The organism is Streptomyces sp. NPDC005775 (assembly GCF_042871565.1).
Taxonomy (GTDB): Bacteria; Actinomycetota; Actinomycetes; order Streptomycetales; family Streptomycetaceae; genus Streptomyces.
Genome location: NZ_JBIAIU010000005.1, coordinates 223,566 through 236,869, shown reverse-complemented (window position 1 = coordinate 236,869; position 13,304 = coordinate 223,566). Strand labels below are relative to the sequence as shown.

The following is a 13,304-nucleotide window of genomic DNA, read 5'->3' as shown; positions in this document are numbered from 1 at the left end:
ATGACGCTGTGCTTACTAAGCAGTAACTTAATCAGTCTGTGCTGACACTATCCACTTATTCCGCCGTCCTGTAGCCGGGCAGGCGGTGATCTGTGTCGCTCAGGTCCGCCTTGGCGCGCCGGGCGAGGCCCCGGGCCGCGCGTCGCAGGGGTGCGGCGACGGCTTCCGTGAGGATCGCCAGGTCCAGGCCCGGCCGGTGGTGCTCGGCGTAGTGCTGGTCGAGGAGTTCCGGCTCGTCCCACGGCATCGCCGACCGGTGGCGGATCTGGGCCAGGCCGGTCAGGCCGGGCTTCAGTTCCCGCCGCCAGTCTCTCGCACCGGCCGGCCGGCCCCGCGCGTCGCCCGGGGTGAGCGGGGTGGGGCCGACGAGGGAGAGCTCGCCCCGTACGACATGGGGGAGCCGGGAGATCACGTGCAGCCGCAGTCGGCGGGTGCGCAGTGACCGCAGTACGAAGTGTCCGCCGTCCACTCCCACCCGGGTCGAGTGCGTCAGCACGCCCCCCGAGCCGCGTTGCGCGAGGAGGGTCAGGGCGGCCGCGGCGAGCAGGGGGGCGGCCAGCACCAGGAGGGCCGAGCCGAGCGCCAGATCCAGGGCGCGCTTCGCGGTGGGGCGGGGGAGGGGCGCCGGTGCCAGGGCCCTCAGGGCCTTCAGGGCGGCCGGGAGCCGGGGCGGTCGCGGCGGCTGCCAGGTGCGCCCGGCGGGCCCCGGCCGCCGTCGCGGCCCGTGGCGCTGTCTTTGCCACTGCGTCTGCATGGTTCGCACCTGCCTGGGTCGGCTGACGGGAGTCGGGGTCTGTGGCATTCGGAGTCCGTGGCTCGTGTGCCGGTTTTGGGTGGCTCGCGCCATTTTGTGACAGAACGATCCCATGAGGCGATGATGAGGAGGTGTGTGCGACCCGTGGGGACGGGCAGGTGTCGCCCTTACGTGGGTCGGAATTGCCGCCGATCACCTGTATGCGACGTGTGTCCACCGTCGCGTGGTGCGACGTTTGCCCTGGTGGCGACGGGGGCGTGCACGATAGTTGAGTCGGCTCGACTCAGGTCTGTTGACTCTGGGGCGGGCGTCATGCATCCTTGAGTCAGATCCACTCAAGTAGTCAGTTGGAGGAATTGAAATGGCACGTGCGGTCGGCATCGACCTGGGCACGACTAACTCCGTCGTCAGCGTTCTCGAAGGCGGCGAGCCCACCGTCATCACCAACGCCGAAGGCGCCAGGACCACGCCGTCCGTCGTCGCCTTCGCGAAGAACGGCGAGGTTCTGGTCGGCGAGGTAGCCAAGCGCCAGGCAGTGACGAACGTCGACAGGACCATCCGCTCCGTCAAGCGCCACATGGGCACTGACTGGAAGATCGACCTGGACGGCAAGACCTTCAACCCGCAGCAGATGAGCGCCTTCATCCTGCAGAAGCTGAAGCGCGACGCCGAGTCGTACCTGGGCGAGAAGGTCACCGACGCGGTGATCACCGTCCCGGCGTACTTCAACGACTCCGAGCGTCAGGCGACGAAGGAGGCCGGCGAGATCGCGGGCCTGAACGTCCTGCGCATCGTCAACGAGCCGACGGCCGCCGCGCTGGCGTACGGGCTCGACAAGGACGACCAGACGATCCTCGTCTTCGACCTCGGTGGCGGCACCTTCGACGTGTCGCTCCTGGAGATCGGTGACGGCGTCGTCGAGGTGAAGGCCACCAACGGTGACAACCAGCTCGGTGGTGACGACTGGGACCAGCGCGTCGTCGACTACCTGGTGAAGCAGTTCGCCAACGGGCACGGCGTGGACCTGTCCAAGGACAAGATGGCTCTCCAGCGTCTCCGCGAGGCCGCGGAGAAGGCGAAGATCGAGCTCTCGTCCTCGACCGAGACCACGATCAACCTCCCGTACATCACCGCGTCGGCCGAGGGCCCGCTGCACCTGGACGAGAAGCTCACGCGCTCGCAGTTCCAGCAGCTCACCGCCGACCTGCTGGACCGCTGCAAGAACCCGTTCCACAACGTCATCAAGGACGCGGGCATCCAGCTCTCCGAGATCGACCACGTCGTTCTCGTCGGTGGCTCGACCCGTATGCCGGCCGTCGCCGAGCTCGTCAAGGAGCTCACGGGCGGCCAGGACGCCAACAAGAGCGTGAACCCGGACGAGGTCGTCGCCATCGGTGCCTCGCTCCAGGCCGGTGTCCTCAAGGGTGAGGTCAAGGACGTCCTGCTCCTCGACGTCACGCCGCTGTCCCTCGGTATCGAGACCAAGGGAGGGATCATGACCAAGCTCATCGAGCGCAACACCACGATCCCGACCAAGCGCTCCGAGATCTTCACGACGGCCGAGGACAACCAGCCGTCCGTGCAGATCCAGGTCTACCAGGGCGAGCGCGAGATCGCGGCGTACAACAAGAAGCTCGGGATGTTCGAGCTGACCGGTCTGCCGCCGGCCCCGCGCGGTGTGCCGCAGATCGAGGTCGCGTTCGACATCGACGCCAACGGCATCATGCACGTCGCCGCCAAGGACCTCGGCACCGGCAAGGAGCAGAAGATGACCGTCACCGGTGGCTCCTCGCTGCCGAAGGACGAGGTCAACCGGATGCGCGAAGAGGCCGAGCAGTACGCGGACGAGGACCACCGCCGTCGCGAGGCCGCCGAGTCCCGTAACCAGGGCGAACAGCTCGTCTACCAGACGGAGAAGTTCCTCAAGGACAACGAGGACAAGGTCCCCGGCGACGTCAAGACGGAGGTGGAGACCGCGCTCACCGAGCTGAAGGAGAAGCTCAAGGGCGAGGACACCGCCGAGATCCGTACGGCCACCGAGAAGGTCGCGGCCGTCTCCCAGAAGCTGGGCCAGGCGATGTACGCCAACGCCCAGGCCGAGGGTGGCCCGCAGGGTGACGCGCAGCCGGGTGCCGAGCAGGCCAAGGCTGACGACGATGTGGTCGACGCCGAGATCGTCGACGACGAGAAGGACTCCAAGGGCGGTGCGGCGTGACCGAGGAGACTCCGGGCTTCGAGGAGAAGCCCGACGTCCCCTCCGGCGCCACCCCTGACGACGCCGAGCCGAAGGACGCCACCCCCTCCGCGGAGGAGGAGGCGTCCCCGGCCGGGGACGCGAACCAGACAGCAGGCCTGACGGCACAGCTGGACCAGGTCCGCACCGCGCTCTCCGAGCGCACGGGCGACCTCCAGCGGCTCCAGGCCGAGTACCAGAACTACCGCCGCCGTGTGGAGCGGGACCGGGTCACGGTCAAGGAGATCGCCGTCGCGGGTCTCCTGTCCGAGCTCCTGCCCGTGCTCGACGACGTCGGCCGGGCCCGTGAGCACGGTGAGCTCGTGGGCGGGTTCAAGTCGGTGGCCGAATCGCTGGAGACGGTCGTCGCCAAGCTCGGACTGCAGCAGTTCGGCAAGGAGGGCGAGCCCTTCGACCCGACGATCCACGAGGCCCTGATGCACTCGTACGCGCCGGACATCACGGAAGACACCTGCGTGGCGATCCTGCAGCCCGGTTACCGGATCGGCGAGCGCACCATCCGCCCCGCGCGGGTGGCGGTGGCCGAACCCCAGCCGGGGGCGGCACCCGGGGCCGCGAAGGAAGAGAAGAGTGACGACGAGGAGAGCGGTGGCGGCGAGGAGGTCTGACATTCCGTCCGACCACCTGGCAGCACACCGCCCATCCACCCGTCCGGCCACCCGGCCGGTCGTCCGGAAGGAGGGACGTCGATGAGTACGAAGGACTTCGTCGAGAAGGACTACTACAAGGTTCTCGGCGTCCCGAAGGACGCCACCGACGCCGAGATCAAGAAGGCGTACCGGAAGCTCGCCCGCGAGTTCCACCCGGACGCCAACAAGGGCGACGACAAGGCGGAGGAGCGCTTCAAGGAGATCTCCGAGGCGAACGACGTCCTCGGTGACACCAAGAAGCGCAAGGAGTACGACGAGGCGCGCGCCCTCTTCGGCAACGGTGGTTTCCGTGCCGGACCCGGCGGGGCCCAGGGCAACTTCAACTTCGACCTGGGGGACCTCTTCGGAGGTGCCCCGGGCGGGGGCCAGGGCGGCGCCGGTGGGTTCGGCGGCGGAGGCGGCCTGGGCGACGTCTTCGGCGGCCTCTTCAACCGCGGCGGCGGTGGCACCGGTACGCGGGTGCAGCCGCGCCGCGGCCAGGACATCGAGTCCGAGGTGACGCTCAGCTTCACCGAGGCGGTCGACGGGGCCACGGTCCCGCTGCGGATGTCCAGCCAGGCTCCCTGCAAGGCGTGTTCCGGCACCGGCGACAAGAACGGCACCCCCAGGGTCTGCCCGACCTGCGTCGGCACCGGCCAGGTCTCGCGCGGCACCGGTGGCGGTTTCTCGCTCACCGATCCCTGCGTGGACTGCAAGGGCCGGGGCCTCATCGCCCAGGACCCCTGCGACGTCTGCAAGGGCAGCGGCCGGGCGAAGTCGTCGCGCACCATGCAGGTCAGGATCCCGGCGGGCGTCCTCGACGGCCAGCGGATCCGGCTGCGCGGCAAGGGCACCCCGGGCGAGCGCGGCGGACCGGCCGGCGACCTCTACGTCGTCGTCCACGTCGACGCCCACCCGGTCTTCGGCCGCAAGGGCGACAACCTCACCATCACCGTGCCCGTCACCTTCACGGAGGCGGCGCTCGGCGGCGAGGTGAAGGTCCCCACGCTCGGCGGGCCCCCGGTCACCCTGAAGCTTCCGGCGGGCACGCCCAACGGGCGTACCATGCGGGCCCGCGGCAAGGGCGCGGTCCGCAAGGACGGCAGCCGCGGCGACCTGCTGGTCACCGTCGAGGTGATGGTCCCCACCGACCTGGGCCCCGAGGCCCGGGACGCCCTGGAGACCTACCGCAAGGCGACCGCGGGCCCGGACCCGCGGGCGGAGCTGTTCCAGGCAGCGAAGGGAGCTTGAGGTGGACGGCCGGAGACGTAATCCGTACCAACTGACCGATGAATCCCCGGTGTACGTGATCTCGATCGCGGCCCAGCTCTCGGGCCTGCATCCCCAGACGCTGCGCCAGTACGACCGCCTCGGCCTGGTCTCGCCCGACCGCACGGCCGGGCGCGGTCGGCGCTACTCGGCCCGCGACATCGAGCTGCTGCGCACCGTGCAGCAGTTGTCGCAGGACGAGGGCATCAACCTGGCCGGCATCAAGCGCATCATCGAGCTCGAGAACCAGGTGGCCGCCCTCCAGCAGCGCGTCGCCGAACTCTCGGCGGCTGTGGACGGGGCGGCGGTGGCCATGCAGCAGCGCGAGGCGCAGGTGCACGCGTCGTACCGGCGCGACCTGGTGCCGTATCAGGATGTGCAGCAGACCAGCGCGCTGGTGGTCTGGCGGCCGAAGCGGCCGAAGGACTGAGCGGGGGCACCTGACCCGTGCGAGGAGCCCGTCACCCCGGAACGTCGGGGGTGGCGGGCTTCCTTGTCGTGCGTGGCGTTACGGACCCTCCTGCCCCGTGTGGCGCTACGGGCCCGGCGATTTCGGACTGGACGAGGAGGGCGCCGAGGTGGGTGCGGCTGGTGGCGTCGAGTGTCTGCATGAGCCTGGCGATGTGGGCGCGGCAGGTGCGGACGCTGAAGCCCAGCTTCCGTGCCACGGCCTCGTCATGGTGTCCCTGGACGAGGAGGCGGGCGATGCTGAGCTGGACCGCGGTGACGGGCGTGCCCGGAGCGGCCGTCTGCAGATGCTCGGTGATCGGAGTGGCCTGCGCCCACAGCACCTCGTACACCTGCACCAGGTAGCGGACCAGCGCCGGATGCCGGATCTGGAGAGCCACATCGCGGTCGGCTGTCGCGGGAATGAACGCCACGGCGTGGTCGAAGATGATGAGCCGGTCGATGGTCTGCTCCATCGTTCTGACCTGCACCTGTCCTGGCGGCATCTGCTCCAGGTAGTTCCTGACGCCCGCGCTGTAGCGCGCCGGGTGCTGGTAGATGTGGCGGAGCCGGGCTCCTCTGCCCACAGCTGACAGCCCGTTGGACAGGCCCTGCTCGATCTGCTCGGACGAGCGGTGGCCGCCCGGCTGGGCTGTCAGGACTTCCGTGCCGGCGCCGGCGGCCGCTTCCTGGAGGGCGGAGTCGATCAGCCTCTTGCCCTCCAGCACGGTGATGGACAGGTTGGGGTCCTCGCTCGCGATGGCCGCCAGGGGCGCCAGGGAGTCGACGAGGGCCGCGCTGCGGCGGACCTGTTCATGGACGGTGCGCGTGAGGGGCCGCAGCAGGTGGGCGAGTGCCGCCGAGGGCGGGGTGGGGCACAGCATCGCCGGGTCGCGGGGGTCCGGGTGGAGCAGGGCCATTTCGATGAGGCAGGGGGCCGGCGCGATATCGGCTCGGGGGAGGCGCCCGCGGCGCAGGGATTCGGAGTAGAGCCGGATGGCCGGCTCGCACAGTTCGGAGTTGCTGTGCGGGTGAATTGGTATGCCCGTTTCCGTGCCCATCTGGACCCCCTCATTCTTTGCAGTGCAACAAGATGACGGTGGTGAAACCCTAGCGACCGCGAGAGTGTTGGCCTGTCGGGGGAGCCGGGAACTCCCCCGGCTGATTTCAGGGCACGGCCACGCTCTCCCCCTTTGCGTGGTGGTGCTCCCGGCCCGGGGGTGGGGATCTTTGGGTGCCGGCCGGTCAGGAATCCTGTTCCAGGATTCCTGACCGGGCGATCAGATAACCGAGTTGAGTTCGGCTCTTGCTGCCGAGGGCGGCGTTCAGTTTGGCTATATGGGTCCGGCAGGTGCGCACGTTCATGCCGAGGCGCCGGGCTATCGAGTCGTCGACGTGTCCCTCTACGAGGAGTTGGGCGATGGAGCGCTGGACACCACTGATGCCTTCGGGGGTGGGGTCGTAGCGAACGTCCTCCAGGAGCGGGGTGGCGCGCTGCCAGAGCTGCTCGAAGACCCTGATGAGGTAGGCGACCAGTCCGGGATGGCGCAGCTCCAGTGCCACTTCACCGTCTTCCTGGGCGGGGATGAAGGCCACCGTGTGGTCGAAGACGAGCATGCGCTCGACGAGTTCCTCGAGGGTGCGGATCTCGACCTTGCCCTCTGCCAGGCGCTCGGCGTAGGCGTACGTCCCGTGATGGTGCCGGACGGTGTGCTGATAGAGCGTGCGGATGCTGACGCCGCGGTCGATCACGGCCTGCCCGCGCTCGACGCCCTTGCTGAGGATGAGTTCGCTGCGACCGCCCCCCGGCTGGATGGTGAGGACTTCGTCGGTGCACTCGGCCGTCGCGACATCGATGGCGGCATTGATTCTGGCGTTGCCTTCCAGCACGGTGATGGCGTGCGTGGTCGGTGCGTCCTGGGCGCTGATGTCCATGAACGGTTCGAAGGATTCGGCCAGTTCGAGGGAGCGTCGCCGGCGGTCCTGGATCTCGCGCTCGATGGGGTGAAGACGCTGCGCGAGTGCTGCTGACGGAGGTACGGGACGGAGCCACTCGGCGTCATCGGGGTCCGGGTGCAGCAGGGCGAAGTCGATCAGACAGGGTGCGGGCGCCACGTCCGAGCGCGGTATCCGTCCAGATCGCAGTGCGCTGGCGTAAAGGCGCTGCCCTGCTTCGCAAAGTTCGGTGATCCCATGAGGATGTCCCGTATTCGGTCTACTTGTGGCCATATCTCCACCCCCCATGTTCTTGAACCAGCAGGAACATGATGCATCGACCCAGTGGTGTTCGCGTCCCTGGGTGAGACATCGTCTTACGTGCGGGGGAGATGACCCATCAAGTGAGGACGAAGCCGAAATGTATAAGCGAATGCTTCGCTCGGTGCTTGCCGCTGCGTTTGCGGGGGCCTTGGCCTACAGCGTGCTGGGTGCCACTGACATTACCTGGGGGGGCGTGCCGGACCCGGCATCGAGTCATGTGGCTGCAGCCCCCCTCGGTGACATCACGTGGGGTGGCGTTGCGCCGAAGGATGCGCAGGGTGACATCACGTGGGGATTCACGTCGACTTCGGCGGGCTCCTGACATGACCACGCCGCCGGACGACCGGACCTTCCGGCGCGAGATGGCAACCGCCTATCGCTCAGGGTGGCATTTCATCGACCTCGTCACGGCACTCCCCCACCGTGGTGATTCGTTGATGGTCACTCTGTTCGGTGACCCGGTCGTCGTCGCCCGTGAGGACGACGGGGAACTGCGCGCCTACCGGTGCCTCCGCAAGCCGCGCGGGGCGCCGCAGCCCGTGCGCTGCGCCATTCGGTACGACATGATTTTCGTGAACCTCGCGCAGCGTGACCACCAGCTGTTCGAACCTGAAGCCATTTCCGCCACCCCCCGCAGTGCCTGAGCGATCCCCCGTCGTTCCACGTCGCTCAGACACTCCCCCACACAACGGCGCCACCGTGACCTGAACACGGTGGTGCCGTTGTGCTTCTCCCGGAGACATTCCGGTCGGAGCGGCACGGAAGGTGACGATCTCCGCCATCGGTGTGGGTGGTGGTGCGGCCCCCGAGCTCCGCCCTCCCATTCCAAGGGGCGTTCATGAGCGGACACGAAGTCGAAGCATTGCCGGGGCGGCCCGGGGGCGGCGGCGAGGCCGCGGGCTTCGACCGGGCGTCGCTCCGCCACGAGGCGGAGGGCGCCTTCGATGACGCGGTGCACTGGAAGGTACTTCTGGCGGTGTGGCTGAGGGCCGCCGCCGTGGCATGCGGCGTACTCCTCCTCTTCGGTTTCCTCGGGCTCATCGCCCTGACCGGCGATCGGGGGAGCGGTCTCGGGATCATGGGGGTCGGGCTGCAGATCGCCATGATCGTGTTCGTCGCCGTCTTCCTGGTGTCGAAGGTCTCCGAGCCGGTCGGTGAGTGGCGGGTCCTGCTGGACGGCCGGGGACCGCGCGCCGAAGCGGCGTACGCCGAGATCGCGAGGGTGGTGCGGGAGCGCGGGCTGCCGGTCGTGCCGGTGTTCCGGCGCATCCGCACCCGGGGTGATCATCCGCGGGTGACCCACCGGATGGCGCTCCGGGACGGTGGCTACGTGGCGTACCTCTCGGTGTTCACGTACGGCACCGGCCTCTACGTGGGCTGGGTGATGCGGCGCGACCGGCGCGGCACCGGGCTCGTCCGGCAGTTCGTCTCCGACTTCGTCGGGGGCTTCGGCGGCACCGACACGGAGAGGGCCGTGATGCGGACCGAGTCGCCGCGCGCTCTGCGGGAGGCGTTGCACGCTGCCGCGCTGGAGGGGCTGTACGCCGCCGTCGACGGGCGCGCGGTGGATGCCGGAGCGGCCTTCCCGCACGGGCTCCCGGTGATCGAGGAGGACGTGGCCGCGCCCGTACCGGTCCGGGCGCCCACGCCTATGGCGCCGCCGCCCGTGCCGCGTCGCCGGCCCTGGGCGGGGGGCGGCAGTTGACGGTGGGCCTGCGGGAGTGCGGTCAGCCCCGGCCGAGGGCTCGGTCCAGGGTGATCTCGATGGCGACCCGGTCCGGGTTGGGTGACGGCGTGCGCTCGTAGCGCTCCATGTGGCGGCGCACCGCCTCGTCGACCCTGTCCTGCTCCGTACGCACCCTGGCGACGCCTTCCAGGGTCGCCCAGCGCGCCCTGTGCACCTGGCAGGCCGCGACGCGGGCGCCGTCCGGTCCCGCGGCGAGGATGTGGGCGACCTTGCGGCTGTTCCTGTTCGTGATGATGCGGGCGAGACCGGCCTCGGGGTCGTACGTCACGCACACCGGTACCACGTGCGGGGTGCCGTCGGGGCGGGGTGTGGTGAGGGTGCACAGGTGGGATTCGCGCCAGAACGCGAGGTACTCCGGGCCGGGGTTGCGTACGTCGACTGCCATGGGGACAGCGTAGGCAGTGCGGGAGTCGTCCTGCGGTGGCGGGCGGGGTGGGCGGCCGCTTCACTCGAAGGGAAAGAGGGGCCCGGAAGCCGTCCGTTTCCGCCTTGAGTGGAATAGACTCAACTTTGTGCACGTTGACCGTGTCAGTAGTGAGAACGGACCAGTCACCGCAAGGAGGAGAGAGCGCACGTGGACGCCGAGCTGACCAACAGGAGCAGGGACGCCATCAATGCGGCCACCGGCAGGGCCGTGAAGGACGGGCACCCCGATCTGACCCCAGGGCACCTGCTGCTCGCGCTGCTCTCGGGGGAGGACAACGAGAACCTGGTGGATCTGCTGGCCGCCGTCGACGCGGACCAGATCGCCGTACGCACGGAGACCGAGCGGCTCCTGGGCGCGCAGCCCAGCGTGACCGGCTCGACCGTCGCCCCGCCGCAGCCCAACCGTGAACTGCTCGCGGTCATCAACGACGCCGCCCGGCGGGCGAAGGAACTCGGCGACGACTACATCTCCACCGAGCACCTGCTCATCGGCATCGCCGCCGAGGGCGGGCGCGCCGGTGAGATCCTCGACGGGCAGGGCGCCAGTGCGAAGAGGCTGCTGGACGCATTCGAGAAGAGCAGGGGAGGGCGCCGGGTGAGCACACCCGACCCGGAGGGCCAGTACAAGGCCCTGGAGAAATTCGGTACGGACTTCACCGCGGCCGCACGCGAGGGCAAGCTGGACCCGGTCATCGGCCGTGACCAGGAGATCCGTCGCGTCGTCCAGGTGCTGTCCCGCCGGACCAAGAACAACCCGGTGCTCATCGGTGAGCCCGGCGTCGGCAAGACGGCCGTCGTCGAAGGGCTCGCCCAGCGCATCGTCAAGGGTGACGTCCCCGAGTCCCTGAAGAACAAGCGGCTCGTCTCGCTGGACCTCGGCGCCATGGTCGCGGGCGCGAAGTACCGCGGCGAGTTCGAGGAGCGCCTGAAGACCGTCCTCTCCGAGATCAAGGAGAGCGACGGCCAGATCATCACGTTCATCGACGAGCTCCACACCGTCGTGGGCGCGGGCGCCGGAGGCGACTCCGCCATGGACGCGGGCAACATGCTCAAGCCCATGCTGGCCCGCGGCGAACTGCGGATGGTCGGCGCCACCACGCTCGACGAGTACCGCGAGCGGATCGAGAAGGACCCGGCCCTGGAGCGCCGCTTCCAGCAGGTGCTCGTCGCCGAGCCGTCCGTCGAGGACACCATCGCGATCCTGCGCGGGCTCAAGGGCCGCTACGAGGCCCACCACAAGGTGCAGATCGCGGACGCCTCGCTGGTCGCCGCCGCCACCCTCTCCGACCGGTACATCACCTCGCGCTTCCTTCCCGACAAGGCCATCGACCTCGTCGACGAGGCGGCCTCCCGGCTGCGCATGGAGATCGACTCCTCGCCCGTCGAGATCGACGAACTCCAGCGCGCCGTCGACCGGTTGCACATGGAGGAGCTGGCCCTCAAGAACGAGAGCGACCCCGCGTCCAGGCAGCGGCTCGAGAAGCTGCGCCGCGACCTCGCCGACAAGGAGGAGGAGCTGCGCGGCCTCAACGCCCGTTGGGAGAAGGAGAAGCAGGGCCTCAACCGCGTCGGTGAGCTGAAGGAACGCCTCGACGACCTGCGCGGCCAGGCCGAACGGGCCCAGCGCGACGGCGACTTCGACACCGCTTCCAAGCTGCTGTACGGGGAGATCCCGGGCCTGGAGCGGGAGCTGGCCGAGGCCGCCGAGGCCGAGCAGGAGGCCGCGAAGGAGCCCAAGGAGACGCTCGTCAAGGAAGAGGTCGGCCCGGACGACATCGCCGATGTCGTCGGCGCCTGGACCGGAATCCCGGCCGGCCGTCTGCTGGAGGGCGAGACCCAGAAGCTGCTGCGCATGGAGCAGGAGCTGGGCCGGCGCCTCATCGGGCAGACCGAGGCCGTGCAGGCCGTCTCGGACGCCGTACGCCGTACCCGGGCCGGCATCGCCGACCCCGACCGGCCCACCGGCTCGTTCCTCTTCCTCGGCCCGACCGGTGTCGGCAAGACCGAGCTGGCGAAGGCGCTCGCGGACTTCCTCTTCGACGACGAGCGGGCCATGGTCCGCATCGACATGAGCGAGTACGGCGAGAAGCACAGCGTGGCCCGGCTGGTCGGCGCCCCGCCCGGGTACGTCGGCTACGAGGAGGGCGGCCAGCTCACGGAGGCGGTCCGCCGTCGCCCGTACAGCGTCGTCCTGCTGGACGAGGTGGAGAAGGCGCACCCCGAGGTCTTCGACATCCTGCTCCAGGTCCTCGACGACGGCCGGCTCACCGACGGACAGGGCCGGACGGTGGACTTCCGCAACACCATCCTGATCCTGACGTCCAACCTCGGCAGCCAGTACCTGGTCGACCCCCTGTCCAAGCCCGAGGAGAAGAAGCAGCAGGTCATGGACGTCGTACGGGCCTCCTTCAAGCCGGAGTTCCTCAACCGGCTCGACGACCTGGTGGTCTTCTCCGCGCTGTCCGGCGACGAGCTCGCCCACATCGCGGGGCTCCAGATCGACCGCCTCGCCAAGCGGCTGGCGGACCGGCGGCTCACCCTCGACGTCACCCCGGCCGCCCTGGCCTGGCTGGCGGAGGAGGGCAACGACCCGGCCTACGGCGCCCGGCCGCTGCGCCGCCTCATCCAGACGGCGATCGGCGACCGGCTCGCGAAGGAGATCCTCGCGGGCGAGATCACGGACGGCGACACGGTCCGGGTGGACCGGGTCGGCGACGGCCTGATCGTCGGCGCGGCGACGTGACCGGAGCACGAGTGGCGTAACCGGAACCCCTTGCGGCCCCGCTCCCCACCGGCTGGATATCAGCTTGTGGCGGATCGGGGCCGTGCGGGCTTGCCACGCCCCGCCTGGCATGGGAGAGACTGGCAGCCAACCGCACGAAGGGAAATTACGGTGAGCATCGATCCGTCCTCGATTCCTAACTTCGGGGGCCAGCCCGAACCGCAGGCGGCAGGACCGGAGGGCCCCGTCGTCCCTGACCAGGACCTCGTCAAGCAGCTCCTGGAGCAGATGGAGCTGAAGTACGTCGTCGACGACGAGGGCGACCTCGCGGCGCCGTGGGAAGAATTCCGCACGTACTTCATGTTCCGTGGCGAGGGCGAGCAGCAGGTCTTCTCGGTCCGCACGTTCTACGACCGCCCGCACGACACGGACCAGCGCCCGGTCCTGCTCGACGCGATCGACGACTGGAACCGCCGCACCCTGTGGCCCAAGGTCTACACGCACACCCACGAGCCCGAGGAGGGCTCCGAGGACACCGGTACCTCGGTCCGGCTGATCGGTGAGGCGCAGATGCTCATCGGCACCGGCGTCTCCCTGGAGCACTTCGTCTCCTCGACGGTCAGCTGGGTGCGCGCCTCCATCGAGTTCGACAAGTGGCTGCTGGAGCGCCTCGGCCTGGCACCGGCCGACGCGAAGGAAGACGACGCGGAGGGCACGGAGCAGGCCGCTCCCGAAGCCTGAGCCACACGCGACGACAGCACGGCGCGGGGAGCGGTCCGGACGGGCCGCTTCCCGCG

General features: G+C 69.4%; 12 protein-coding genes. 8 read left to right on the top strand and 4 right to left on the bottom strand.

Annotated elements, in window-relative coordinates:
- Positions 1-55 precede the first annotated feature (55 nt).
- Positions 56-754, bottom strand: coding sequence for a sugar transferase (locus ACFYPA_RS14555; RefSeq protein WP_389131942.1), 699 nt, complete (start codon positions 752-754; stop codon positions 56-58).
- Between the two features lie 361 nt (positions 755-1,115).
- Between ACFYPA_RS14555 and dnaK the strand changes: the two genes are divergently transcribed.
- The 4 genes from dnaK to ACFYPA_RS14535 all read left to right on the top strand — a co-directional run bounded on the left by dnaK (position 1,116) and on the right by ACFYPA_RS14535 (position 5,336).
- Positions 1,116-2,969 (top strand): molecular chaperone DnaK, encoded by a 1,854-nt coding sequence (gene dnaK / locus ACFYPA_RS14550; RefSeq protein WP_359080854.1) that lies wholly within the window; start codon positions 1,116-1,118, stop codon positions 2,967-2,969.
- On the top strand, positions 2,966-3,616 hold the full coding sequence (gene grpE, locus ACFYPA_RS14545; protein ID WP_359080852.1) for a nucleotide exchange factor GrpE: 651 nt from the start codon (positions 2,966-2,968) through the stop codon (positions 3,614-3,616). Before dnaK ends, grpE begins: the two co-directional genes overlap by 4 nt.
- Before the next feature lie 81 nt (positions 3,617-3,697).
- Entirely contained in the window at positions 3,698-4,888 is a 1,191-nt protein-coding gene (dnaJ, locus tag ACFYPA_RS14540) for a molecular chaperone DnaJ (RefSeq protein ID WP_359080850.1), read from the top strand.
- Position 4,889: 1 nt separating this feature from the next.
- Complete coding sequence (locus ACFYPA_RS14535) at positions 4,890-5,336, top strand: heat shock protein transcriptional repressor HspR (protein ID WP_014155378.1); 447 nt, start codon at positions 4,890-4,892, stop codon at positions 5,334-5,336.
- A gap of 31 nt (positions 5,337-5,367) precedes the next feature.
- On the opposite strand, the gene ACFYPA_RS14530 is transcribed toward ACFYPA_RS14535, so the two are convergent.
- Together ACFYPA_RS14530 and ACFYPA_RS14525 are read right to left on the bottom strand one after the other, a co-directional pair.
- Entirely contained in the window at positions 5,368-6,414 is a 1,047-nt protein-coding gene (locus ACFYPA_RS14530; RefSeq protein WP_359080848.1) for a LuxR C-terminal-related transcriptional regulator, read from the bottom strand.
- Between the two features lie 184 nt (positions 6,415-6,598).
- A complete protein-coding gene (locus ACFYPA_RS14525) occupies positions 6,599-7,447 on the bottom strand; it encodes a helix-turn-helix transcriptional regulator (protein WP_359081092.1) in 849 nt (282 codons plus the stop codon).
- A gap of 488 nt (positions 7,448-7,935) precedes the next feature.
- On the opposite strand from ACFYPA_RS14525, the gene ACFYPA_RS14520 reads away from it, so the two are divergent.
- Both ACFYPA_RS14520 and ACFYPA_RS14515 read left to right on the top strand, forming a co-directional pair.
- Positions 7,936-8,256, top strand: coding sequence for a (2Fe-2S)-binding protein (locus tag ACFYPA_RS14520; RefSeq protein ID WP_136314816.1), 321 nt, complete (start codon positions 7,936-7,938; stop codon positions 8,254-8,256).
- A 194-nt stretch (positions 8,257-8,450) separates the two neighbouring features.
- Positions 8,451-9,317, top strand: coding sequence for a hypothetical protein (locus ACFYPA_RS14515; protein ID WP_389131937.1), 867 nt, complete (start codon positions 8,451-8,453; stop codon positions 9,315-9,317).
- Positions 9,318-9,339: 22 nt separating this feature from the next.
- On the opposite strand, the gene ACFYPA_RS14510 is transcribed toward ACFYPA_RS14515, so the two are convergent.
- A complete protein-coding gene (locus ACFYPA_RS14510; RefSeq protein WP_359080843.1) occupies positions 9,340-9,744 on the bottom strand; it encodes a pyridoxamine 5'-phosphate oxidase family protein in 405 nt (134 codons plus the stop codon).
- Between the two features lie 189 nt (positions 9,745-9,933).
- On the opposite strand from ACFYPA_RS14510, the gene clpB reads away from it, so the two are divergent.
- Both clpB and ACFYPA_RS14500 read left to right on the top strand, forming a co-directional pair.
- Positions 9,934-12,528 (top strand): ATP-dependent chaperone ClpB, encoded by a 2,595-nt coding sequence (gene clpB, locus ACFYPA_RS14505; RefSeq protein WP_389131935.1) that lies wholly within the window; start codon positions 9,934-9,936, stop codon positions 12,526-12,528.
- Between the two features lie 150 nt (positions 12,529-12,678).
- On the top strand, positions 12,679-13,248 hold the full coding sequence (locus ACFYPA_RS14500) for a YbjN domain-containing protein (protein WP_359080839.1): 570 nt from the start codon (positions 12,679-12,681) through the stop codon (positions 13,246-13,248).
- Positions 13,249-13,304 lie beyond the last annotated feature (56 nt).